Origin of the sequence: Natronoarchaeum philippinense, from assembly GCF_900215575.1 — an archaeon.
Classification (GTDB): domain Archaea; phylum Halobacteriota; class Halobacteria; order Halobacteriales; family Natronoarchaeaceae; genus Natronoarchaeum; species Natronoarchaeum philippinense.
The window spans coordinates 1,162,864-1,185,129 of the sequence record NZ_OBEJ01000001.1 but is presented as its reverse complement, the minus strand read 5'-3'; the positions used below and the strand labels follow the sequence as shown (position 1 = coordinate 1,185,129).

The following is a 22,266-nucleotide window of genomic DNA, read 5'->3' as shown; positions in this document are numbered from 1 at the left end:
ATGTCGAACAACTCCAGTCCAAACATCACGCGACGCAACGTCCTCGCGGGGATCGGCGCATCCGGTGCCGGCCTCGCGCTCGGGGCGCACGGCGTCGTCGCAGGCGAATCGAACGGTAAACACGACCACTACGACCTCCCAGTAGCGATCGACTGGCAGGAGTCGCTCTACAAGGGCGGCAAGCGAAAACACGTCGAGGCGTTCCCGGACAAGAACAACGACGGCAAGCAGGACAAGCATATCCAGTTCTGCCCGGAGAACGACATTCCTCTCGGCAACGGCAAGAAGTCTCTCGTCGAGATCGACGATCCGCTCAGCTCGGATCTCCGGACCGACAACAAGTACACCGATCCGGGCGATCCGCTGATCAACTACCACGGCCTCAAGCCCGGCTCGCGCGGCGAGGTAACGCTCAGCTACCACGTCTGTGACAAGCCCGGGAAAGTCAAGCTCAAAGCCAAGGACACTCACGTCGACAAGAAACTCGCCCACTTGGCCAAGGCGCGCGTCTGGTACGACGCGTTCGACGGGGCGAAACCACCGACCAACGGCAACGGTAACAACAACGGCAACTATCCGGTCGTCACGGGACCGATCACCGGATCAACCCCGGAGATCGACGAGATCATCGTCACGGGTGACGATCCTCGCTTCCCCGAACCCGGCGCGCGAAACTACGACTGCGACGACTACGAGGACCGTCTCACTCGCTTCGAGGACGGTGACCTCGAAGGCGACGAACTCTTCGGCGGGGACTTCAGTGCGGGCGACATGGAGACCGGCGACTGTGGCACGATCACGGTCGACGCCAGAACGTCGGGGACGGTTACGTTCTCGTCGGACGGCCCCGTCCTGATCGTGAGCATCAAAGGCGGCAACGAGGGGGAGAACGTTTACGTGTTCGAAGAGCCCGTCATTCTCGACGGCGCAACCTTCTCGACGCCCACCGGGCAGGGAATCAGCAACATCGACGTGTGCTGTGCGGTCAACGGCAACGGAAACGGTGGCAACGGCGGCAACGGTGGCAACGGCCACGACAACCGCGGCGACAACGTCTACCAGCAGTACGAGCCGATCATCGCACAGGGCTCGCTCAAGAAGGTGCTCCGCAAGCTCAAGAAGGGCATTCACATCTCCGGCGATCCGTACGTCGCCTCGCCGTTCGACCGAGAGGGCATCCACTACTACGCGTACCCGCGAGAGAACACGAGCGAGATGGAGACGCCGCCCGCCGAGATGTACGATCCCGGGTGGATCACCGACGACAACGTCGACGACTGCGTCGACGAGAAGAAGGTCAAGAAGCTCAAGCACCTCGACGACGGCGTCAAGCTCTGCATCGACGGGACGGGCTACGTCGCCCGAAACGAGGAGAAGCCGCTTCCGAAGCTCTGTATCTACATCAAGAAGGTAATCAAGGGCAAGAAGGGCAAGCCGGTCGGGTTCAAGTGGAAGAGCAACCTGCCGCTCTGCCGGATCAAACTCCGTAGCGGCGAGCACACCAAACTCAACGTCTACGACCGAGCGACCGAAGGCGTCGCGCTGGCGCCGCGCTACGGCAAGAAGGGCGGCGGGATGAATGACGTCAACGGCGGGATGAACGGTGGCAAGAAAAAGCACCGCCGCCGTCCCATGACGGGCGTCCAGTTTGGCGTCTGCGACGACCACGACGAGGACGACTACTGCATCGAGAACTCCAACACCGGCTACATCGGCTTCGAGTGGTGGATCCCGAAGCACGTCGACCTCAAGGGCAAAAAGAAGTTCAAGACGAACTTCGACTTCAAGGCCAAGCCCTGCAAAGACAACGGGAACGGCAACGGCACCGTCGCGCCCGTTTTCTGCGGGTGCGGCCGCGTCTGTGCGTGTGACGACGCCACGGTCTACGTCTACAAGCCACAGATGCAGGGCAGCGTGGTGAGCTTCACTCAAGAAGGACCGTTCTGTGCGACGCCCGGCGACGCCTCGCCGCCCGGCGGCCAGATCGTCGCCGTCGAGATCGACGGGACTTCCTACTGTAACCCGAACCAGTGCGCCGACACCGGCGTCGACGCGTACGAATCCGAGTTCGGCGACTGCGACGAGCAGGGCGAAAGCGGCGGTCCGTGCAACGAAAACCTACTCGAGGAGATCTGCAACGGTGGGAACGGCCACGACGGCTGTCCCGACGGCAAACACGACACGTAGCTGCTCAGCGTGAGGGGCGCGAACGACGTGTCGTGGCTTTCGATCGCGCTCGCTTTTTTTTTGAGCACCCGTTCGAGATGTTCGCGGGAAGCCTTGCCCGAGCGCGCTTCCCGACCTACCCCGGCGGTTGCCCGTCCCCGCCGACGCGCATCCGGCGTTCGTAGAGCCGATGGGCGACCGCCGATCCAAGAAGCAGGACGCCGACGATCAGCGCGCCACCGCCCGCCGGCAGCAGGCCGAACGGGAACGTGTCCGCCAACGTGAACGCCGCAAACGCAACCGAGAGCCCGCCGAGTCCGGTGTAGTACGCGCTCCAAGAGATGTCGTCGTGGGGCACCACGTCGAGATACACATCGAGATTGCTCGCGCGCTCGGTCAGGGTCACTGTCCCTCGATTGGCGTCGTACTCGACGATATCACAGCCGTCTAGTTTCGGGAGGTGGCCTTGCCGAAGCGCGGTGTACACGCGTGCCCGTTCTTCGTAGGTCACCGCCTCGACCGGGACGTCGTTCTCCCACGCGGCGATTTGACGCGAGAGCGGGCGTAGCTCGGCGTCGCCGCCGTGCTGCCGGAGGTAGTGGAGCACGTCGCGCCGACGCTTACAGCTCAGCATCTCGAAGGCGATGTCCTGCGAGAGCGGTTGGGCATCGCCCCCGCTACTGCCGATCTCGGACACAGACGGGGACGTGTCCGAGCTGTCACCAGTCGGCTTGAGGACGCTACTCACCGCCGACCACCTCGATCCGGACGAACCGCCCCAGCGACGCCGGTGTGCGCCGCTGGCGACTGCGTTGCTGTACGATTGCTAGGTAGCACTGTTCTACCACAGGATGCGAACCATTCGTTGATTGTTATGTGTCGTATGCGTGCGGAAAGCTACTATTAGCAACCAGTAGGCTACTCATTACCGGTTCCGTCGCGGGCACGCTGGGCCGAATCTCGCCGGGACGACGGGCGATCGGACGCCGAACCCGCCGCGACGCTATCGGTACTGGTTCAGCCGCCGCTTTAGTCGGCGGGCCGCCTCGCCGGCGGCGTCGGCGAACTCCGTCTCGTCGCCCTCGGTCGTCCGACGGCGCGACTGGCCGTCTTCCCACGCGAAGATGATTCCTCGCGAGGAGTTGACGACGCCGACGCCACCTGCGAGGCCATGCTCGACGGCCGCTTCGGCGTCCCCGCCCTGACTGCCGACGCCCGGCACGAGGAAGGGAAGATCGGGCACTTGCTCCCGAACGGCTTCGAGTTCGTCGGGCGACGTGGCGCCGACGACGAGGCCGGCGTTGCCGTGGCGGTTCCAGCCGTCGACCATCGCGGCGACGCGCTCGTACACCAGATCGCCCTCGGCGAGTTCGAGGTCCTGAATGTCGGCGCCGCCGGGGTTGGAGGTGCGACACAAGACGAACACGCCCTTGTCTTCTTGATCTAAAAATGGCTGTAGCGAGTCCCGGCCCATGTAGGGGTTGACCGTGATGGCGTCCGCCGCGGGCCCGTCGGCGTCGTCGTCGAGCAGGTTGGCGTACTGGCGCGTCGTGTTGCCGATGTCGGCGCGCTTGGCGTCCAAGATCACCGGCACGTCCTTGCCCTTCGCGTAGGCGATGGTCTCCTCTAAGGCGCGCCAGCCGTCGGGGTCCTCGTAGAACGCGGCGTTCGGCTTGAAGGCGGCGGCGTGCTCGTGAGTGGCGTCGATGATCCGTCGGTTGAACGCCCAGCGCGGCAGGTCGTGCTCGGAGAGGTGCTCGGGAAGCCGGTCGGGATCGGGGTCGAGTCCGACGCTGACGACGCTGTCGACGGCGTCGATGCGCTCGCCGAGTCGCTCGAAGAAGCTCATGGGCGCTCGTGGGCGGGCGGCCCACTACAAGATATCGATCGTACCGAGCCGGCACGCTCAACTACTCGCGGCCGATAGCTCCGGGTATGAGCCGCTCCGCGGTCGTCTTCGATCTCGATTACACGCTGGCGGTGCCGCGCCGCGACCGCGCAACGTTACTCTCGGAGGCGCTCGATGCCGTCGACGCCCCGCAGGCCTCCCGCGAGGAGTACCTCGACGCGCACGCCCGCAATCTGACCGGCGACTCGCGCGAACCGATCTTCGCGGAACTGTTCGACGGCCGCGAGCGCGACGCCGACCCGGCCGCGGCGGCCGATGCCTACCGCGCGGCGATCGCCGACGCGCTGACGCCGGTCGACGGTGCGGCCGACCTCGTCGCCGGCCTCCGCGAGGACTACCGCGTCGGCCTGCTCACGAACGGTCCCGTCCGCGCCCAGCGCGACAAACTGGAGACGCTCGGCTGGACGGAGCTGTTCGACGCCAGCGTCGTCACGGGCGAACTCCCCGCTGGCAAACCCGACGAGCGCGCGTTTCGGGCCGCCCTGAGCGCGCTCGGCGTCACGGCTGGCGACGCCATCTACGTCGGCGACGAGGTCGACGCCGACGTTCGGGGCGCGACCGAGGCCGGGTTGGCGGCCGTGCAGGTCGTCTTCCCGGACGGTCCCGCGCCCGACGAGCGCGCCGACGCTCACGTGGATCGGGCGGAACTGGCTGCGCGGCTTCCCGACGTGTTGGCGCGGCTCACACTGGAAGACGACTGAGCGGCCGCACCACGGTTGTGCAGTAATTATATACCGGCGTATATGTAAACCGGTCAATAGATGGATCGCCGTGATCTCCTCAAAAGTGTGCCTGCAGTTGGCAGCGCTTCTCTCGCTGGTTGTTCGTCACCCCTCGGTTTCGGAGCAACGGGAACCGTACTCGGGAGAATTGTCGTTATCAACTCCTCGTTCGCACGAAATAGAATTCGCCTCATGGTCCATCGAGATGGCGAAGAACTCCTGGACCGAACTATCGAGTTCACGGCAGCCGACGCCGGTGACAAGGCGGCGTCGGCGATCATCGAGCCGTTGTGGTCAGCGTCGGGAGAGTATACTGTCCGTGCTCGCCACGTCGACGAGTCCGGCGACACCGAGGCTATCCCTCAAGAATACTCGTTCACCGAGGAAGACTATACTACGTACTATGGAGACAGTCACGAAGACCCGGGATGTATCGGTGCCGTTGTCACGGTTGGCGCCCGCGACGAGACTGCAAACGCCCAGATCGGAATCGGTCCAACGTACTTGGAAGACCCCTGTAGCACGTCGAACCCGGTCCCATAACTAGTCTTTCCTGCTATTCTCTCCCAATTCCTCTACCGCGCCGCCGAGCGCGTCGACAGCCCGCTTGACCGCGGCGCCGCTTTCGACGAGTAGTTTGCCCGTCCCGTCGTCGACCGACGCGCGCAGGTCCTCGCCCTGCACCCGCTCGGCGACCGTCTCGGCGCCGGCGTCGAGATCGAGTCGGACGTGATCCTCGTGGACGAACGCGCTGGCGAAGGGCTCGCCACCGCACTCCACGTCGTAGGCGCGCTCGCCGCCGGGCGCGGCTTCGACCGACCGGTCGGCGTTGGTCACCGCGAGCCGGTCGAGCGCGCCGTCCTCGCGGCCGTCGAGTTCAGAGGAGAGTAGCTGGGCGATCCGGACGCCGTCGGTGACGCGTCTCTCGACCATACCTACCCGTTCGGCCGCCGCCGTTTCGAGGTTCCGATTCGGCGTCACGACGCCGCGGCGCGTCGACGCCGACGATCGGGCGAGAACGATGATCGGGACCGAACGACGATCGGGAGAGAAACTACTCCTCGCCGGCCAGCGCGTCGCGCGCCTGCGTCGCTATCTGTGGCACGTCGACGCCGTTGCGGCGGGCGAACACGACGGCGGCGGTCTCGATCGTCACGCCGAGGTCGGACTGGAGCGAGTTGATCCCGGCGACGGCGTCTTGCTTTTGCATGCCGTCGTCGACCAGCGCGGCGAGCGCCTGCTCGAACGGCGAGCGCTCTTGGATGATCTCCTCGTCCGGAACGAAGTTCTCGGGGATCGTCACCTCGTCGGGCTCGACGCCGACGACGAGGTGATCGCCGTCCCGTTCGAGCAGTCCCCGTCCCGTCGCCACGTCGATCAGACGCTTTGCCTGATCGGGCGAGAACCAGTCCCGATCGAGCGACAGCGCGACGACGAACTCGTTTTCGGCCATCCGATCGACGCCGCGCTGGCGGAACGGCGCCGCCACGGCAACCTCCAGACTCATCGTCACTCGTTGGAGCGAGGGGGCCGGTAAACCTGCCGATTTCCGGGGCGAAAGTCGATCCATTCAAGTACGCCCCGGCGTTTCGGTTCCGTATGGAAGATCACGGACGCTCCACGCGCAAGCGAACGGGCGGGCGGCTGCGACCGAACAGCGACCGAAAGAAGCACCAGCTCGGCAGCGAGCCCACCGAGACGCGACTGGGCGAGACCAAGCTCAGCACCATCGAGGCCCGCGGCAACACCGTGAAGATTCGCGCGCTCCAGATCGACACCGCCAACGTCGCCGTCGGCGAGGAGACCGTCGAAGCCGAGATCGAGGACGTCGTCGAGAACGAGGCGGACCCGAACTACGCCCGCCGAAACATCATCACCAAAGGCGCCGTCATCGCAACCAGCGAGGGCGAGGCCCGCGTGACGTCCCGACCCGGCCAGACCGGTCAGGTCAACGCCGTTCTCGTCGAGGAGTAACGCTCTTCTTTCACTTTTCGATCGACGCCGTAGCCACGCGTCCGTCTGCCGACGCTTAGAACTTCCGAGCGGGGCCGCCGCCCTCACCCGGTGACGACTCGCTCGCGCACTGCGAGCACAGCCCGCTCGTCCGGTGGAAGTGGTTATCACAGACGAACGTTCCACAGCGCGCACAGTCGTGGGTTGCCGGTTCGACCTCGCAGACCTGACAGAGGCCGCTGACGCTCATAGGCGCCGTACGTCGTCGCGGCGTATCAAACCCGTGCAGCGCTCTCTCGGCGGCGACTCAGTCCCCGAGGACCGGCGGCCGCTGTGTGCTTGCGGCCCGGTCGTCGGTCAAGGGAAGCCGCATCTCGAACGACCGGGAGCGCCGGAGCGGGTCGTCCGCCGTCCGCTGCTGGACGCGCTCGAACCCGAGCTTCTCGTAGACTGCGATCGCGTTCTGGTTCGTGGGTTCGACTTCGAGCACCAGCGCACGCCGGTCGGCGGCCGCCGCGGTGGCGATCAGGTGGCGACACAGCTCGGTGCCGAGCCCGCGATTCTGGTAGTCTTGATGGACGAACACCGCGAGTTCGGGTTCGGGATCGTCGGTTGCGACGTACACTGCATGTCCGACTACCTGCTCGCCCGATCGGGCGACGAAGTTACAGCCGTCGTCGAGCAGGCCGTCCAGCCACGAGGCGATCCGATCGTCGCCGATCGGCGGCACTCCCTGCGCTCGTTGGCTCGGATCGAAGTCGTCGTACATCTCGGCCAACGCGGCCCGGTCGCCCTCGCGCGGCGGTTCGATGGTCCACGACTGTCCTTCGTGGTCGACGAACCGCGGGCACCGCGGTGGACAGTGCGGCGTCCCTTCGCACGCTCCGGGCGTCCACGCCGAGCAGACGAGGTCGTCGGTGCTCATATCTCTCCGTTCGTCGCCGCCACGCATAAGATGGCGACGCGGCTCCCAGTCTCTGAGAACCGGCCGTTCAGTCGGATTAGGCGGGCGTCAGATCCGCTTCGTCGATGCCGCCGTGGCCCGGAAGCGCGTCACCGATCGCGTCGAGAAAGTCCTCGTCGTCGCCGTCGACCCATCGGCGTCGCGCTCGCTCGTTCTCGAACTCCACGGTGACGAGCAACTGCGGGCCGTCGTCGGATCTCGTCCGGTCGATGTCGACGCTCCGGACGCCCGCGACCGCGACGACATCGAGCACGGCGTCGAACAGGACGCACTCGTCGATATCGCCGTCGGCCGCGGCGCCGAAGACGAACGCCGCCATCGCGCGCTCGCTCATCGGCGATCACCGCCGGTCGACGGGAGCGCCCGTTCGGGGGTCGACACGCGCTGGCGGGGCGAGCGGGACTGTCGGATCGTTCTGGCGAGAGCGTCGATCATCACAGGTAGTTGTACGTCCCCAGCTCCCCTCTCACCTGCCGTTGATATTGAAGGCCTTAAGAAGAAACGCTCAGCCGTCCGCCCGACTGTCGCCCGATTCCGCCCGGATCAGTTCGAGTACGAGCGTCGAGGCGGCGCCGTTGAGCCGCTGTGACGCTGCCGATCGAGAGATGCCCAGTTCCGCTGCTACCTCCCCGAGGTCGGCCTCTCGCGGCGTGTCGTAGTAGCCCAGTCGGTCCGCGACGCGGATCGCCTCGCGCTGCTTGTCGGTGATCTCTCCGGCGTCGAGTTCGACTGTCTGGGCTCCTTCGGCGTCCGCGCCGGCGTTCAGCCGCTCGAGTTCGACGCCGGCGCCGCGGTCACGGAGATCGGCGACGACGCTCCGGAGCGTCTCGCGGTCGGGGACCGACAACCGGACGACGACCGCGCCGTCGACCGCCCGTTCGACGCGTGGCACACAGCGATGGTCCGCGAACACCGGGCAGATACACTCCCCGGTGGCGGCGTCGCTGACGAGCCGGCGGTCGCCCTCGACGGCGACATCGGCGTGACAGGCCGCCCCGACCTCGGCGCCGCCGCTGACGCCGCCTCGGACCGACACCGATTCCTCGGACGCCGCCGAGAGCACTCCACAGGCAGCGTCCGAATCCGGCGTGATCCGGAGCACTGCGCGAAGCGCTGCGTCGACCGTGCTGTCGTCGGTGGGTGGTGTCATAGCTCGCTCTGGCGTTCGCTCGGGGGACTACTCCTCGACGGCGGCGTCGAACTCGGCGTGGATCCACGCGTCCGGACGCCCCGGTTCGTAGACGAGGACCCCAGTTTCCGTTTCGATGGCGACGGCGCCCTCGCCGGCCGTCGCGGCCTCAGTTTCGACCCGTTCCTCGTCGCGTACCGCATCCGTCGGTTCCATCGGTGGCTCTACTCGGTAGTTGATTGCGACGGGGCAAGAACGAGCAAACCGATTCCCGCGCCGTGGGAACGGCGTCCCGGTGTGGTGTTCGGGGCTGCCCAGCGATCACTCGCCGTCTCTGGCCGCCAGTTGCTCGGCGTAGTCGTCTTTCCACTCGCCGAGTTCGCGCGGGTCGACGTGGACGAACACGTCGTCGACTTCATCCAGATCGCGGATCGACTCGATCACTTCGGACTCGATCTCGTGGGCCGACAGCAGCGTGTGCTCGCCCTCGACCTCGATGTGGAGGCTCACGTCGATCTCCGGGCCGACGTAGTGGGCGACCACGTCGTGGACGCCCTCGACCTCCGGGTGGGCGAGCGCCCGACGGACGATCTCGCCGCGCAGGTCGTCCGGCGGCGCCGCGCCGACCAGATAGTTGACGTTGTCGGAGACGATCTCGACGCCGGTATAAAGGATCGCCCCGGCGACCAGCGTCGCCGCGATCGGGTCGAGGATCGGGTACCCCGCCTGCGCGCCGAGCACGCCCACCAGCGCGGCGACCGACGCGAGGATGTCGTTACGGTTGTCGACGGCCGTCGCGGTGACGGCAGGCGAGTTGTTGCTCGCGGCGACGCGCAGGCAGTAGCGGTAGAGCCCGAACTTGACTGCGGCCGACAGGACGAGGACGACGGCCGCGGCTGGTCCCTGCGCGACGGCGATCGAGCCGCTCAGAATCGACCCGATCGACCGCCAGAGGATCGCTCCGCCGGCGGCGAAGATGCCCGCGGCGACGAACAGCGAGACGAACGGCTCGATCCGCTCGTGGCCGTGGGGGTGTTCGAGATCCGGCGGCTGGGTGGTCAGGTAGAGCCCGCCCAGAATGACGACGCTGTAGGCAACGTCGGTGAGGCTGTTGACGGCTTCCGACCCCAGCGCCAGACTTCCCGTCCGGGCCCAGACGGCGGCTTTGGCCGCCACCAGCAGGACGTTGCCCACCAGCACGACCAACCCGACGCGTCTGAGCGCCGCCTTGCGCTCCATCGTACCCCCGGTTTGCGAGCCACCAGTAAGGAGGTGTCGACTGCCGTCCTACGACCGCGGGTCGACGATCTCGACGGCGGCGTCGCCGTCGGCCGGCACTTCGACGCCGTCTTGGGCGGCGAACGCCTCGCGGACGCGCTCGTAGGTGTCGTCGAGCGCCTCGACGATCACTTTCGTCTCGCCGATCACGGCCATGAAGTTCGTGTCGCCGCTCCAGCGCGGCACGACGTGAGTGTGGAGGTGGTCGTCGATCGACCCGCCGGCGGCGTCGCCACCGAGGTTCAGTCCGGCGTTGAAGCCGTCGGGATCGAACGCGGTCTCGATGGCGTCGACCGTCCGCTGCTTGAGCCGCGCGTGATCGAGCAGCGTCTCCTCGTCGAGATCGCGGTAGTCGCCCGTGTGGACCCGCGGAATCACCATCGCGTGCCCGGGGTTGTACGGGTAGTTGTTGAGCAGCACGAACGCCCGATCGCTCCGGGCGACGATCCGGTTCTCGCGGTCGTCGGTCCCCTCGGGCAACGCACAGAACGGACACCGATCGTCGCCGCCGTCGCCGTCGCGTTCGACCCACTCGATCCGCCACGGTGCAAAGACCTGCTCCATGTGCTCGCTCGTCGTTCCGGCCGCATAGGTGCTACGTGACGCCGCCGAACGGCTTCGGTCACCGCAGATTTGGTCATTTAAACCTTATGACCGAGAGAGGATTAGAGAGTTAATTGATTGTTCTAACGTCTTCTTGAACGATTTCGAGCCTTCTAAGACAGTAAAGCTAGCTAAACCGATGCAGTCTTGCGATTAAACGCATAAACTGAGCCCAACTGAGTCGTGTTTTTATACCCCGATACGGCGTAGGCGAGTGCAACGATGGCAACGACAGACGACTCGTTCGACGGGATGACAGAGCACTGCGACGACTGTGGAACGCAGACCCCCCATCAGGTTTCGGTCCAGATCCGCACGGAGAGTCGCAAGGAAGAAAACGCCCAGTTCTCCCGCGAACCCTACCGGGTCTCGGAGTGTCAGCACTGCGGGAGCCGGTCCAGCCAGCGGATGAACAACGCCTGATTACCGTTCGGTCGTCACTTCACAGCCGTCCTCGGTTACGATGATCGTGTGCTCTTTCTGGCTCACGAGCGCTCCGTCGTCTTCCTTGAGCACGGGGTAGCCGTGGACGATGTCCGCCGATTTCAGGCGTCGCAGCGCCATCGACGCCCGGCTGACATCCAGCCACCGGGTCGCAAACGGCAGGGTCCGGAACTCCTCGGCGATCTGTTCGAGCGCTTGGCGGGCTTGGCGGTTGCGGACCGAGCCCTCGCGTTCGAGCGCGAAGATCTCCTCGTCGCTGCCTTCGCTCACCTTGCCCGAGCCGTCGGTGGCGAACGGCTCGATGGCGACCACGTCGCCGACTTCGAGGGTCGTTCCCTGCGAGACCGACCGGTTGGGGATCGTCGGCTCGGTGTGTTGCTCCCAGTGGCCCAGCCCGTGGCCCGTGAGGTTCACGACGGGGTTGTAGCCGTACCCCTCGATCACGGACTCGATCTCGGCGCCGATCTCGCCGGTCTCGACGCCGGGCTCGATCAGGTCGAGGGCGGCGTCGAGCGCCTCGGCGGGGGCTTCGGCGAGTTCGGTGTTACCCGAGAGGTCGACGGTGACGGCGGTGTCGGCGAGCCAGCCGTCGACGTGGACGCCGATGTCCAGATTGATCATCTCCTCGCCGAAGGTAGTCTCGTCGCCGACGCTCGGCGTCGCGTGGGCCGCCTCCTCGTCGATGCTGATATTGACGGGGAACGCCGGCTTCCCGCCGAGCTCGCGGATGCGGTCCTCGGCGAACTCGGCGACTTCTAGGTGGCTGGCGCCGACCTCGACGCGCTCGGCGGCCTCCTCGCGTACCTGTGCGAGGATCTCGCCGGCCTCTCGGTGTTTCTCGTACTGCTCGGCGTCCAGATCGACGTCGGTCTCTGCCATACCGTGGACGTGGTCGGAAACGGCCAAAGGCGTTACGCAGTACCACCGCCGGAAGACGCCTACGGCGCTACGCCGGTACCGACCTCGTCGAGGGGGCACCTTGCCATCGACGGCCGGCCGCCAGCCGCGAGTTTCGTCGGATTACTTTCACCGACATCTCATCGCAACGCCACACTCGTATTCCGACCGAGAGTAACTATAGCGAGCGTGACCGGTCCGTCGTCGGGGACGAATCGCTGGCAGCTGCTGATCGAGTAACGTCGACCGCGGCGAAACTCCGCGACCGTGCCGGCACTTGCCAGCAGGAAAGTCCACGCTACCCGCTCGCGGGACCTTTCGAAGCGATGTGAAATACTCTCAAAATTACTCAGATGGTCTTGTTAGCGCTCTAGACGGGCTAAAACCGCTAAACGTTCGAACCCGTTTATCCCGTTGACCGGCGGACATATCCGTGGCGCCAGCATGAGAGCCACAGTCAACAAACTAGGAGTCGTGTTCGTCGTCGTGCTCGTCGCAACCGGTATGGGAGTCGCCGGTATCGCGGGCGCGGCAGGCGACGCGGGATTCCAACAAGACAACGCGACAGACGACGGTACAGATGCGGACAACGAGACAGACGCGACCGTCCAGAACGCCAGCGTCGACACGCTCGAACTACAGAACGCCACGTTGCACAACGTGACTATCGAGCAACTGGACGTCCAGAGCGCACAGCTCGGTGACGCCGCGGCCGAACCGAGCGACGGTGACGAAAGCGACGACGCGATGCTGATGTTCGAGGATGTCCACTTCGAGAACCTCTCGCTCGAGAACGTCTCGATGGAGGATCTCGATGGAGACACCGAAGCGCTCCAGCCGAGCGACAACACCTCGGCCGACACGATGGATAACGCGTCCAGCGCAGACGCCGACGGCGGCCAGAACGTGACCGTCGAGGAGACGACGATCGAACAGATGACCGTCGAGCAGCTCACCATCGAGCAGTTCTCGGTCGGGCAGGCCGACCAGATGGACGAGGGTGCGATGAACGAATCCGACGACGGCGGCATTCTCGGCGGCGACGATAACGAGTCCGACGGCGGAATCCTCGACGGGGAGGACAACGCCACCGATGGGATGAACGAGACCGACGGCATGAACGAGACCGACGGCGGCATCCTCGGTGGGGAGGACAACGAGACCGACGGCATGAACGAGACCGACGGCGGCATCCTCGGTGGGGAGGACAACGAGACCGACGGCATGAACGAGACCGACGGCATGAGCGAGGACCACCAGATCCAGTCGCTCACCGTCGAGGAGTTCAACGTCACCGACATGACCGTCGAGCACATGTCCGTCCAGTCGTTCCACGTCGGGGCCCAAGACCAGATGGACGACGGCATGGGCGCCGATGACGGCATGGACGACAACGAGACCGACGGCGGGGAGGACAACGCCACCGACGGCGAGAATGCCACGGACGGCATGAACGAATCCGGGATGAACCAGACCGAGGAGCTGACAATCGAGCAACTGAGCGCCGGTAACGTCACGATCGGCAACGCCAGTGCCCACAACTTCTCGGTCGACTCCGTCGCCATCGGCCAGCAGATGATGGACGACGAAGCCGAAGACAACGCGACCGACGACGAAGCCGAAGACAACGCGACCGACGACGAAGCCGAAGACAACGCAACTGACGGCGGCATCGCAGTCGGAGATGACAACGAAACGACCGACGACAACGTCACCACCGGCAACGAAACGACCGACGACAACGTCACCACCGGTGACGACAACGCGACCGCGGGCGCGGACGACGGGATGGCGGACGACGACAACACCACTGCGGATGAGGGCGACGCGATGGCGGACGACAACGCGACCGACGGCGGTGCGGAGATGACCGACGGCGGCACGGCGGTTCTGACCGCCACCGCGGCCAGTGCTGAGGGGCCGTTCCTCGAAGCGAGCCCGGCCACGTCTGCCGGGAGCGACGACGCAGCGGCCTGACGACGCCCCGTCAGCTGATTTTTCGGGTCCGCAACCGGGTAGCGCTCGCCACGCCGTTCATTCGACCGTCCCGGCGGCGCTGGTCTGCATCGCCTCGCTGTTGTACGCGCTGCCGACGCGACCGTGATTGTCCGCGACGATGATGCCCGCCGAGGCGTCGGTCTCGGCGTCGAACGAGCCGATGACGCTCTCGGCGGCGGCGTCTGGCGTCAGCCCCTCGTCGAGTAAGCCGACGGCCCGCCGTGCGAGTCCGGTCTTCGCGATCTCCTCGCCGGCGCCGGTCGCGCTCGCACCGCCGGACTCGGCGGCGAAAAAGCCGCCCCCGACTTGGGGCACGTCGCCGACTCGCCCCGCAAGCGCGTACCAGCGCCCGCCGGTCGAGGTCGCCGCCACCACGCTATCGCCGTCGGACGCCACCGCGCCGACGGTGTCGTGGTCCGACGGATCGGCGTCCGGGCCGGCTTCGCCCGTCGCGCCGAAGTGGTCGTGAATCCACGCCAGTTGCTCGCTCGGCGTGCCCTCCGGCGGTGTCGTTTGCTCCCAGCGCTCGCGCGTTCGCTCCGTTTTGAGGTCGAGGCCAGTCTCGACGCCGTAGTCCGCCGCGAGCGCGACGGCGTGCTCACCGCTGAGCAGTACGTGTGGTGTCTCCATCATCACGACGCGCGCGACTTCCAGTGCCCGCTCGACGCCCGACATCGAGCAGGCCGCGCCGACCTCGCCGTCGCCGGTCATGATCCCGGCGTCCGTGCGGACGCCGCCGTCGCTCTGGATCGCGCCGCCGGTGCCGGCGTTGAACCGCGGTGCGGCTTCGAGGACGCCGACAGCGCTCTCGACGGCGTCGATCGGCGTCTCGGCGCTGGCTCCCTGCTCGGCCGCCCGGTCGAGGACGGTCTGTCGCTGTTCTGGCTCGTCGGGTGCGCCGCCGGCGCCGCCGTGGACGATCACCTGCATGAGTCTTCATCTCGACGCCGCGACCTTGATAGCTCGCCCAACTCGGGGGCGAGTAAGTTTTGCGCGCCAGCGCCAAATGGCAGGCCTTTTAGCCCCGACTAGATACCGTAGTAACGACCATGAGCTACGACAAGATCGAAGTCCCCGAAGACGGCGAGAAGATCACCGTCTCGGACGCTGAAGGCGAGGAGCTCGACGTTCCCGAGAATCCGATCATCCCGATCATCCACGGCGACGGAATCGGGAAAGACGTCGGTCCCGCCGCCCAGAAGATCCTCGAAGCCGCCGCTGACGCGACGGGCCGCGAGATCAACTGGATGCGCGTCTACGCCGGCGAGAGCGCACGCGAGAAGTACGACGAGAACCTCCCCGAGGAGACCGTCGACGCGATTCGAGAGCACCGCGTTGCGATCAAGGGCCCGCTGACGACGCCCGTCGGCGCCGGTTTCCGTTCGCTGAACGTCGCGCTCCGACAGACGCTCGACCTCTACGCGAACGTCCGCCCGACCTACTACCTCGACGGCGTTCCGTCGCCCATGAAGTCGCCCGAGGAGATGGACATGGTGACGTTCCGGGAGAACACCGAGGACGTCTACGCCGGCATCGAGTGGGAAGCCGGCACCGACGAAGTCGAGCAGGTCCGCGACTTCGTCGAACAGGACATGGGCTTCGACTCGACCATCCACGAGGGCCCGGTCGGCATCGGCATCAAGCCCATCACCGAGAAGGGCTCCAAGCGCCTCGTCCGCGAGGCCATCGACTACGCCCTCGAGCACGACCGCGACAAGGTCACGCTCGTCCACAAGGGGAACATCATGAAGTTCACCGAGGGGCAGTTCTCCGAGTGGGGCATGGAGGTCGCCGACGAGGAGTACCCCGACGACGAGGTCTTCGCCGCACCCGACTCCCTGTGGGAGACTCAGGAGGACATCGACATCCCCGAGGGCGCCGTCATGGTCGAGGAGCGCCTCGCCGACGCGATGCTCCAGTGGATGCAGCTGCGCACCGACGAGTTCGACGTCATGGCGATGCCGAACCTCAACGGCGACTACCTCAGCGACGCCGCCGGCGCCCAGATCGGCGGCCTCGGCATCGCGCCGGGCGCCAACTTCGGTGAGGCACGCTGTCTCGCCGAGCCCGTCCACGGCTCCGCGCCCAAGCGCGCCGGGCAGGATCAGGCCAACCCGACCGCGCTGACCCTGTCGGGCGTCCTGATGTTCGATTACATCGGCTGGGACGACGCCGCCCAGCTCGTCAAGGACGCCGTCGAGGAGACGATCTCCTCGGGCAAGGTCACCTACGACCTCGAGCGCAACCTCGAGGACGCCGAGAAGCTCTCGACGACGGAGTTCTCCGACACCGTCGTGGAGAACATCGAGAAACTTTCGTAGAAAGTTTCTCGAGCAGTCAGAACGCTTCGCGTTCTGACGACATCGAGAAGTTGTCGTAAACAACTTCTCGGGCGGTCTGACTCTCCGATTTTCTATTTGCGGTCTCCGACCATCACGAGCCGCCGGTGTCGAAACGTTCTCCACGACCTAGCGCCACCCACGTTCCATGACCGAAGTTCGCGTCGTCACCGACGAGCGCGAGCGCGAGGACGCGTTCGCAGTGCGAGAAGACGTTTTCGTCGACGAGCAGGGCGTCGACGAGGAACTGGAGTACGACGAGCACGACGAGCCAGAGGCCGACGCCGTCCACTTCGTCGCCTACGACGGCGACGACCCCGTGGGCGCGGCGCGGCTTCGCTTCCCCGAGCAGGGCATCGGGAAGGTCGAGCGCGTCGCCGTGCTGGCGTCCCACCGCGGGGACGATCTCGGGCGCGATCTGATGGACGCCGTGCACGCCGCTGCGCGCGACCATGGGGTCGAGACCCTGAAACTGCACGCCCAGACGCGTGCCGCCGGCTTCTACGAACGACTGGGCTACGAGGCTCGCGGCGAAGAGTTCGAGGAGGCCGGCATTCCCCACGTCGAGATGCGGCGGTCGCTGTCCGGTGGAACGTGATCGGCCGTTACTCGTCGAGTCGATCGAGGTCGCCGCGGAGCTCCTTGCGTGCGATGTCGCGGACGAACAGCTGCACTTGCTCGACGAGTTCCGTCCGGTCTTCGTAACTGACGATCCTAGCGTCCCAGCGATCTCTGACCGCCGCGATCATCGCGCTGCGAACGCCGGACTCGTGGGCGAACACGACTCGCTCGCGGTGGTCGTTCTGTCCGTCAGCGAACAACGCCTCCAGCACGGACCCGACCTCGATCCCGACGCCGAGGTTGTCGCCGACGCGGGGGACGACGTAGACGACCGCGTTGCTGGCCTTCGAGAAGGCGACGCTTTGGGTCGCGGCGTCCATCTCTTCGAGCGGAACGTCGGCGTCGATCGCGAGAAACGCGTTCACTCCCACGTCCGTTCGCAGCGAGTCACGAACTTCCAGCAGCAGGTCGAGCGCGGCTTCGTCGCGGTCCATCTCCGGCTCGGCGTCGACTAGCGTGCCAAAGTCGACCGACGCCGGCATCGCCTCGGGATCGGTCGTCTCACGGAGCGCTCGCGGATCGAACGCTTGGTAGGGTCCCATCACGTAGACGAGAAATCGTCCATAGGGTAGATCGCCGAGTTCCGACACGATCCGATCGCGCATAGAACGGTTCACTCCCGTTGAGTATATAAATATTGACGAAATCAGCGAGTGCTGAGTCAGCGAACGCTTAACCGATTGCGGTGCGAAGCCACTCGTGAATAGCATGGCAGAGAGCGGCCCCCCTGCGCGCGGCGAGGACGACCGGCCAGAGTCGTCGATACTCCCCGACCAGAGTATGCTGTCGCTGGACCAGTACCTCGCAATGCAACGCGCCGTGGGCAACGAAACCCGGTTTCGGGTGCTCGACGCGCTCGTCGAGGACGGCCCCCACAGCGCCGCGGAGCTACGCGATGCGCTCGGCGTCGAGTCCAACACGTTGCACTACCACCTCGACGAACTGGTCGATGTCGGACTCGTCGAGAACCGCAAGCGCAAGACCCCCGACAGCGACGGGCTCTACTCGTACTACCGCGCGACCTCGCTGGGCGAGGGGATCTTGACCCGCGGCGTCCGCGAACTCATGCGCGAGGAGCGGGACCTGCTGGACGCCTACGGCCGGTAACTCAGTCCTGCCAGTCCGGGTCCGTCCGCGGCGGACTGAACACGTCGACGCCGACGACCGGATCGTCGCCACGGTTCTCCGCGGCGTGGGCCTCGCCGCCAGCGAGCGCGTACGTCTCGCCGGGGCCGACCGGTCGCTCGGTCCCGTCGGCCAGCACGAACGTCAACGTCCCCTCGACGACGAGTCCGGTCTGCTCGTGAGGATGGCTGTGCTCGGGCACGACGGCGCCCGGCTCGATCTCGAAGCGCTGGAGGTTCATCCGGTCGCCGCCGGCCAGCAGCGACAGGTGTACGCCCTCGACGGCTTCGGTCGATGCTTCGTCAGACGGTGAGACGACATCCATGGCGTTCCCTACAGCCGACCCTCTCCTAAGCGTTCGGGCGGCGGTATCGGACCCGCCGCCCGTCGACGGTGCCCGATCAGTCATCCGTTGGCGGTGGCGTTATTAGCCGCCGACCGATAGCACGACGCATGTACGCCGTCGTGGGCTGTACCGACTGCAGCGCGCTCTGGCTCGTCGAGGGGCGCCAGCAGACCGCCCAGTGCCAGCGCTGTGGGAAGACCCACCAGTTCGAGAGGCTCAAGAAGTTCGTCGAGACCGACGACGAGGACCACGCCCGCGAGGTTCGGGCGTCGATGCTGGCCAACCGGCAGGACCACGGCGAGGCGTTCGCCGAGGTGGACTCGTTTGCCGAACTCGAAACACAGGTCGGCGACGCCGTCGTCGACGATCAGGAGTATCTGGAGGGCTCGGGCATCGACGCCGACGCCGTCGACGACGCCGCGGATCGGGCGATGGAATCCTCGACCGGTGGGAGTCAGAGCCGCAAGGAGACGGTGCTCGACGCGCTCCGGACGCTCGACGAGCCGACCGAGGACGCCGTCGTCGAGTACGCGACCGAACGCGGCGTCCCGGCGGAGTACGTCCGAAAGAGTCTGAACAAGCTCGCGCAACGAGGGCGCGTCTCGGAGAACGGCGGCGTCTATCGGCTGCTCTGAGTGTTCTTCTCGCGGTGCTGCACGTCGACAGCGGACACCGCGCCGCGCTCGACGACCGACGATTCCGGTCGCCGGGCTCGACTACGGCGTCTGCAGGGCGGTCCAGATCGACGCGATCAGGGCGACGATCCTGAGAACGCGCTTGAGGAGCGCAAGCCGCGGGTAGCGCGCCTGCTCGCACTCGCAGCGCTGTTCGTCGGGAGCGCCGTCGCTGTTGTCTGTTGCAGTCATGGGTGGATACGCCCGCCGGGGCTCCCGGACGGACGCATCACGATCTTCCGGCCGTCCTAACGTAAAAGCGAGCCACGTGCGCACGGTGAAAGTGAAACTAATAGCGACCCGTCATAACACGGTAGATTCTGCAGAAACCGCGAAAACCGCAAAATTTCAGTTTCGCCGGTCGACCCCGGACCTCAGCGCCCGAGATCCTCGTGGGCGCTCGACAGGTGCCGGGACGCCAGCGCCGCCAGCAAGGAGAGTTCGCCAGCGAGTGCGCCGACGGCGATGATCTCCGCGAGCGCGTCGGCGTTCGACCCCGGCGGGTCGCCGCCGCCCCGCAGATCGAGCACGTCGAGTGCTTCTGCCTGCGTCGGGAGTTTCGTCCCCCCGCCGACGGTGCCGACTTCGAGGCTGGCGATGCTGACGCTCGCGTACAGCGAATCGCCCCGATCGTCGATCGTCGTGATGGCGTTTGCACCCTCGACGACCTGCGCTTCGTCCTGCCCGGTCGCCAGAAACGCCGCGGCGACGACGTTGGCGGCGTGGGCGTTAAATCCGAGACTGCCGGCCTTCGCGCTCCCGACGAGGTTCTTTCGCGTGTTGGCCTCCGCGATGGCTTCGGGCGTCGTGCCAAAGCGCTCCTCGACGAGTTCGCGGTCGAGTTCCACGTCGGCGGTCACGGTTCGCCCGCGTCCTTCGACGGCGTTGATCGCGGCGGGTTTCTTGTCCGAGCAGAGATTTCCGGAGAGCGCGACGAGTTCGGCGGGCGTCTCGGCTTCGATCACGTCGCAGGCCTCGCCGGTGGCGATCGTCGCCATGTTCATCCCCATCGCGTCTTTCGTGTCGTAGGCGAACCGAAGGTAGACCGAGTCGCCGACGACGTAGGGTTCGACGCCGAGCAACTCGCCGTGGCTGGTCGTCGACTCGGCGGCTTCGCGCAAGCTCTCCTCGTTGTCGGCGACCCAGTCGACGACCTGCTTCGCCTCGACGACGCCGTCGACGCGGAACACGGGCGCGCGAGTCATCCCCGAGTCGGTGATCCGAGCGTCGGCGCCGCCCGCCGAGCGGATCGCCGAGCAGCCGCGGTTCACGCTGGCGAGCAAGGCGCCCTCGGTCGTCGCCAGCGGGAGGAAATGTTCGCCCTCGATCGCCCCGCCGGCGATCGAGACCGGGCCGACGACGCCCATCGGAATCTGGGCGGCGCCGATCATGTTCTCGACGTTCGGCTCGGCGTCCTCGGCGTCGAACGCGTACTCGCCGATCGTCTCCAGATCGGTACCGGTTTCGGCGGCGACGTAGCGCCGCCGGGCCTCGGCCGCGGTCTCGTGGTCCGCGTGGTCTTCGAGTTCGTGCAGGCGCACCTCGCCCTCGCGCACGCGCTCCGCGAGGTCTTCGGGATCGGTCATGGTTCTGGCGTTGCGGGCCCGGCCCCTAACAGTTGCTCTTTGTCGGTCCCGATGCGTTTTTCCGCGCTACCGGCCTACCACCGACCGATGAAACTGGGCATCTTGGAGTCGATCACGTTCGTCGGCACGCTCGCGGTGGCGATCCCGATGGTCTACGCCGGCGGGAGCCTCTACCTTTCGGGCGAGCCGATCGGCCTGCTCTTCGTCGGGCTCGGCGTCCTGCTCGTCGTCGCCGAGCACGTGCTCACGACGCCCCAAGACCTGCCCTTCGTCGCCGTCGAGAAAATCGCCGGCGGCGTCCTGCCCGATCCCGAGGAGTCCGAATCGAACGACGAGGAGTGAGCCGACGCCTTACTGTTGTACTGCCATCGATGTCGAGTAGTCGCCGAGGAGTTCGACGCCGTCCTCGTGGACCACCGCAATATCAGTCAGTTCTACGTGGCCCTGCTCCGGAGCCGAAAGCCCGGGTCGAATCGCCAGCGCGGTGCCCGCGCTGATCTCGCCGCCGTCGGTCAATCGCGGCGCTTCCCGTCGCTCCAGTCCGACGCCGCCGCCCAGTTCCGCGACGACGACGCCCGACTCCGGCGTGGCGTCGAAGCCGTAGGCGCCCAGCTCCGCGACGATCTCGCCCCGCACCGACGCCGGCGCCGCGCCAGCACCGTCGGATAGTTCGGCCAGCGCGGCCGCTCTAGCGTTTTCGGTGGCGACGTTAGCCCGCCGCTCCCACCCGCCCTCGCCGTCGACGACGAGCGTCCGCGAGAGGCGACCGTGGTAGCCGGCCGGTTCTCTCGGCGCGACCGACACGGTGATCGTCGCGGCCGGCCGCAACGGCGTCGCGCCGGCGCCGTCGAGCGCAGGATCGACCGGCGGCCCGTCGACGCCGACGCGCGTGTTTCGCGCCGGGTCGCCGCCCGCGCCGGCCATCGCCGCGTCGACCTCCCGGCGCAATCGTTCGGTGGTCAGCACTTCGTCGTCCCACAGGAGCTGCTCGCCGTCGACGGTCGCTTCGGCCAGCACCGTCCGCGCGCGGTCGATGCCTGCGGCCGCAATCTGTTGGGCGAGCTCGATCCGCGCTAGTTCGGCGTCGCTCTTGCGTTCGCGCGCCTGGGCGACGGCGTCGGTCGACGCCACGTCGTAGCCAGCGCGTTCGAGGTACAGCGCGGCGTCGTGGCCGATCGTTGCCGGCGTGAGCACTTCCCCCTCGGCGGCGTCGTCGAGCGCGTCGGCCGCGACCTGTGCTGGATGGCGCCGTTCGGCATCGAACGTCCGGACGGCGTCGCCGGGAAACGTTTCGCTTGCGCGGCCGGCGACCGGATCGGGCACATACAGAAGCGTCTCCGCGGGCGTCAGGACAACGGCGCTCTGTCGCGCTGGCTGGGCGCCGCCGGCGCAGTACGCGAGGTCGGCGTCGTGCCGGTCGCCGACGACAACCAGCGCAGCGGCGTCGCGTTCGGCTAGCTCGGCTGCCAGCCGCTCGTAGTCGGGTGACGGCGTCGTGTCGGCCGCCATCCC

Annotated in this window: 29 protein-coding genes; 11 read left to right on the top strand and 18 right to left on the bottom strand. The window is 66.6% G+C overall.

Annotation, left to right across the window (positions count from 1 at the left end):
* On the top strand, nt 1-2,187 hold the full coding sequence (locus CRO01_RS06065) for a hypothetical protein (RefSeq protein ID WP_097008181.1): 2,187 nt from the start codon (nt 1-3) through the stop codon (nt 2,185-2,187).
* A 115-nt stretch (nt 2,188-2,302) separates the two neighbouring features.
* Here CRO01_RS06065 and CRO01_RS06060 read toward each other — a convergent pair whose 3' ends face one another.
* Together CRO01_RS06060 and pyrF are read right to left on the bottom strand one after the other, a co-directional pair.
* Nucleotides 2,303-2,914, bottom strand: coding sequence for a DUF7344 domain-containing protein (locus CRO01_RS06060; protein ID WP_218839134.1), 612 nt, complete (start codon nt 2,912-2,914; stop codon nt 2,303-2,305).
* A 255-nt stretch (nt 2,915-3,169) separates the two neighbouring features.
* Nucleotides 3,170-4,015: an orotidine-5'-phosphate decarboxylase gene (gene pyrF, locus CRO01_RS06055; protein WP_097008179.1), complete on the bottom strand. Its 846-nt coding sequence runs from the start codon at nt 4,013-4,015 to the stop codon at nt 3,170-3,172.
* An 86-nt stretch (nt 4,016-4,101) separates the two neighbouring features.
* Between pyrF and CRO01_RS06050 the strand changes: the two genes are divergently transcribed.
* Nucleotides 4,102-4,776 (top strand): HAD family hydrolase, encoded by a 675-nt coding sequence (locus CRO01_RS06050; protein ID WP_097008178.1) that lies wholly within the window; start codon nt 4,102-4,104, stop codon nt 4,774-4,776.
* 60 nt (nt 4,777-4,836) lie between these two features.
* Complete coding sequence (locus CRO01_RS06045; RefSeq protein WP_143824919.1) at nt 4,837-5,340, top strand: hypothetical protein; 504 nt, start codon at nt 4,837-4,839, stop codon at nt 5,338-5,340.
* Here the strand turns inward: CRO01_RS06045 and CRO01_RS06040 are convergent, their stop codons facing one another.
* Nucleotides 5,341-5,730, bottom strand: a complete 390-nt coding sequence (locus CRO01_RS06040) for a hypothetical protein (RefSeq protein ID WP_097008357.1) — start codon at nt 5,728-5,730, stop codon at nt 5,341-5,343. It abuts the gene before it with no gap.
* Nucleotides 5,731-5,851: 121 nt separating this feature from the next.
* A complete protein-coding gene (locus CRO01_RS06035) occupies nt 5,852-6,304 on the bottom strand; it encodes a DUF2240 family protein (protein ID WP_097008176.1) in 453 nt (150 codons plus the stop codon).
* Between the two features lie 92 nt (nt 6,305-6,396).
* Between CRO01_RS06035 and CRO01_RS06030 the strand changes: the two genes are divergently transcribed.
* Complete coding sequence (locus tag CRO01_RS06030; protein WP_097008175.1) at nt 6,397-6,771, top strand: 30S ribosomal protein S8e; 375 nt, start codon at nt 6,397-6,399, stop codon at nt 6,769-6,771.
* 55 nt (nt 6,772-6,826) lie between these two features.
* Here the strand turns inward: CRO01_RS06030 and CRO01_RS16565 are convergent, their stop codons facing one another.
* From CRO01_RS16565 to CRO01_RS06005, 7 genes are all read right to left on the bottom strand, one after another.
* Entirely contained in the window at nt 6,827-7,000 is a 174-nt protein-coding gene (locus CRO01_RS16565; RefSeq protein ID WP_179747406.1) for a hypothetical protein, read from the bottom strand.
* A 57-nt stretch (nt 7,001-7,057) separates the two neighbouring features.
* The gene (locus CRO01_RS06025; protein ID WP_097008174.1) at nt 7,058-7,675 is read right to left on the bottom strand and encodes a GNAT family N-acetyltransferase; all 618 of its coding nucleotides are present in this window, start codon (nt 7,673-7,675) and stop codon (nt 7,058-7,060) included.
* A gap of 76 nt (nt 7,676-7,751) precedes the next feature.
* A complete protein-coding gene (locus CRO01_RS06020) occupies nt 7,752-8,048 on the bottom strand; it encodes a hypothetical protein (RefSeq protein WP_097008173.1) in 297 nt (98 codons plus the stop codon).
* Between the two features lie 171 nt (nt 8,049-8,219).
* On the bottom strand, nt 8,220-8,864 hold the full coding sequence (locus tag CRO01_RS06015; RefSeq protein ID WP_097008172.1) for a helix-turn-helix domain-containing protein: 645 nt from the start codon (nt 8,862-8,864) through the stop codon (nt 8,220-8,222).
* A 27-nt stretch (nt 8,865-8,891) separates the two neighbouring features.
* On the bottom strand, nt 8,892-9,059 hold the full coding sequence (locus CRO01_RS16560; protein ID WP_179747405.1) for a hypothetical protein: 168 nt from the start codon (nt 9,057-9,059) through the stop codon (nt 8,892-8,894).
* A 105-nt stretch (nt 9,060-9,164) separates the two neighbouring features.
* Complete coding sequence (locus tag CRO01_RS06010) at nt 9,165-10,082, bottom strand: cation diffusion facilitator family transporter (RefSeq protein WP_097008171.1); 918 nt, start codon at nt 10,080-10,082, stop codon at nt 9,165-9,167.
* 48 nt (nt 10,083-10,130) lie between these two features.
* On the bottom strand, nt 10,131-10,685 hold the full coding sequence (locus CRO01_RS06005) for an HIT family protein (protein WP_097008170.1): 555 nt from the start codon (nt 10,683-10,685) through the stop codon (nt 10,131-10,133).
* A gap of 261 nt (nt 10,686-10,946) precedes the next feature.
* Between CRO01_RS06005 and CRO01_RS06000 the strand changes: the two genes are divergently transcribed.
* Complete coding sequence (locus CRO01_RS06000; RefSeq protein ID WP_097008169.1) at nt 10,947-11,147, top strand: DUF7835 family putative zinc beta-ribbon protein; 201 nt, start codon at nt 10,947-10,949, stop codon at nt 11,145-11,147.
* Here the strand turns inward: CRO01_RS06000 and map are convergent, their stop codons facing one another.
* Complete coding sequence (gene map, locus CRO01_RS05995; RefSeq protein WP_097008168.1) at nt 11,148-12,047, bottom strand: type II methionyl aminopeptidase; 900 nt, start codon at nt 12,045-12,047, stop codon at nt 11,148-11,150.
* 462 nt (nt 12,048-12,509) lie between these two features.
* Here map and CRO01_RS16555 point away from each other — a divergent pair, with 462 nt between their 5' ends.
* Nucleotides 12,510-14,042: a hypothetical protein gene (locus tag CRO01_RS16555; protein WP_097008167.1), complete on the top strand. Its 1,533-nt coding sequence runs from the start codon at nt 12,510-12,512 to the stop codon at nt 14,040-14,042.
* Nucleotides 14,043-14,099: 57 nt separating this feature from the next.
* Here CRO01_RS16555 and CRO01_RS05985 read toward each other — a convergent pair whose 3' ends face one another.
* Entirely contained in the window at nt 14,100-14,993 is an 894-nt protein-coding gene (locus CRO01_RS05985; protein WP_097008166.1) for an isoaspartyl peptidase/L-asparaginase, read from the bottom strand.
* 119 nt (nt 14,994-15,112) lie between these two features.
* On the opposite strand from CRO01_RS05985, the gene icd reads away from it, so the two are divergent.
* The gene (gene icd / locus CRO01_RS05980) at nt 15,113-16,384 is read left to right on the top strand and encodes an isocitrate dehydrogenase (NADP(+)) (RefSeq protein WP_097008165.1); all 1,272 of its coding nucleotides are present in this window, start codon (nt 15,113-15,115) and stop codon (nt 16,382-16,384) included.
* A 166-nt stretch (nt 16,385-16,550) separates the two neighbouring features.
* Entirely contained in the window at nt 16,551-17,000 is a 450-nt protein-coding gene (locus CRO01_RS05975) for a GNAT family N-acetyltransferase (protein WP_097008164.1), read from the top strand.
* A 7-nt stretch (nt 17,001-17,007) separates the two neighbouring features.
* On the opposite strand, the gene CRO01_RS05970 is transcribed toward CRO01_RS05975, so the two are convergent.
* Nucleotides 17,008-17,628 (bottom strand): DUF7509 family protein, encoded by a 621-nt coding sequence (locus CRO01_RS05970; RefSeq protein WP_097008163.1) that lies wholly within the window; start codon nt 17,626-17,628, stop codon nt 17,008-17,010.
* Nucleotides 17,629-17,731: 103 nt separating this feature from the next.
* Here CRO01_RS05970 and CRO01_RS05965 point away from each other — a divergent pair, with 103 nt between their 5' ends.
* On the top strand, nt 17,732-18,130 hold the full coding sequence (locus tag CRO01_RS05965) for a winged helix-turn-helix domain-containing protein (RefSeq protein ID WP_097008162.1): 399 nt from the start codon (nt 17,732-17,734) through the stop codon (nt 18,128-18,130).
* A gap of 1 nt (nt 18,131) precedes the next feature.
* Here CRO01_RS05965 and CRO01_RS05960 read toward each other — a convergent pair whose 3' ends face one another.
* Entirely contained in the window at nt 18,132-18,473 is a 342-nt protein-coding gene (locus tag CRO01_RS05960; protein ID WP_097008161.1) for a cupin domain-containing protein, read from the bottom strand.
* Between the two features lie 128 nt (nt 18,474-18,601).
* On the opposite strand from CRO01_RS05960, the gene CRO01_RS05955 reads away from it, so the two are divergent.
* Nucleotides 18,602-19,129, top strand: a complete 528-nt coding sequence (locus CRO01_RS05955; RefSeq protein ID WP_097008160.1) for a DUF5817 domain-containing protein — start codon at nt 18,602-18,604, stop codon at nt 19,127-19,129.
* Nucleotides 19,130-19,210: 81 nt separating this feature from the next.
* Here the strand turns inward: CRO01_RS05955 and CRO01_RS16550 are convergent, their stop codons facing one another.
* Nucleotides 19,211-19,360, bottom strand: coding sequence for a hypothetical protein (locus tag CRO01_RS16550; protein WP_179747404.1), 150 nt, complete (start codon nt 19,358-19,360; stop codon nt 19,211-19,213).
* Between the two features lie 182 nt (nt 19,361-19,542).
* Entirely contained in the window at nt 19,543-20,754 is a 1,212-nt protein-coding gene (hmgA, locus tag CRO01_RS05950) for a hydroxymethylglutaryl-CoA reductase (NADPH) (RefSeq protein WP_097008159.1), read from the bottom strand.
* Nucleotides 20,755-20,841: 87 nt separating this feature from the next.
* On the opposite strand from hmgA, the gene CRO01_RS05945 reads away from it, so the two are divergent.
* Nucleotides 20,842-21,096 carry a DUF7533 family protein gene (locus CRO01_RS05945; RefSeq protein WP_097008158.1) on the top strand — a complete coding sequence of 85 codons (255 nt, stop codon included), beginning with the start codon at nt 20,842-20,844 and terminating at the stop codon, nt 21,094-21,096.
* A gap of 9 nt (nt 21,097-21,105) precedes the next feature.
* Here the strand turns inward: CRO01_RS05945 and CRO01_RS05940 are convergent, their stop codons facing one another.
* A complete protein-coding gene (locus CRO01_RS05940; protein ID WP_097008157.1) occupies nt 21,106-22,263 on the bottom strand; it encodes a M24 family metallopeptidase in 1,158 nt (385 codons plus the stop codon).
* Between the last annotated feature and the right edge of the window lie 3 nt (nt 22,264-22,266).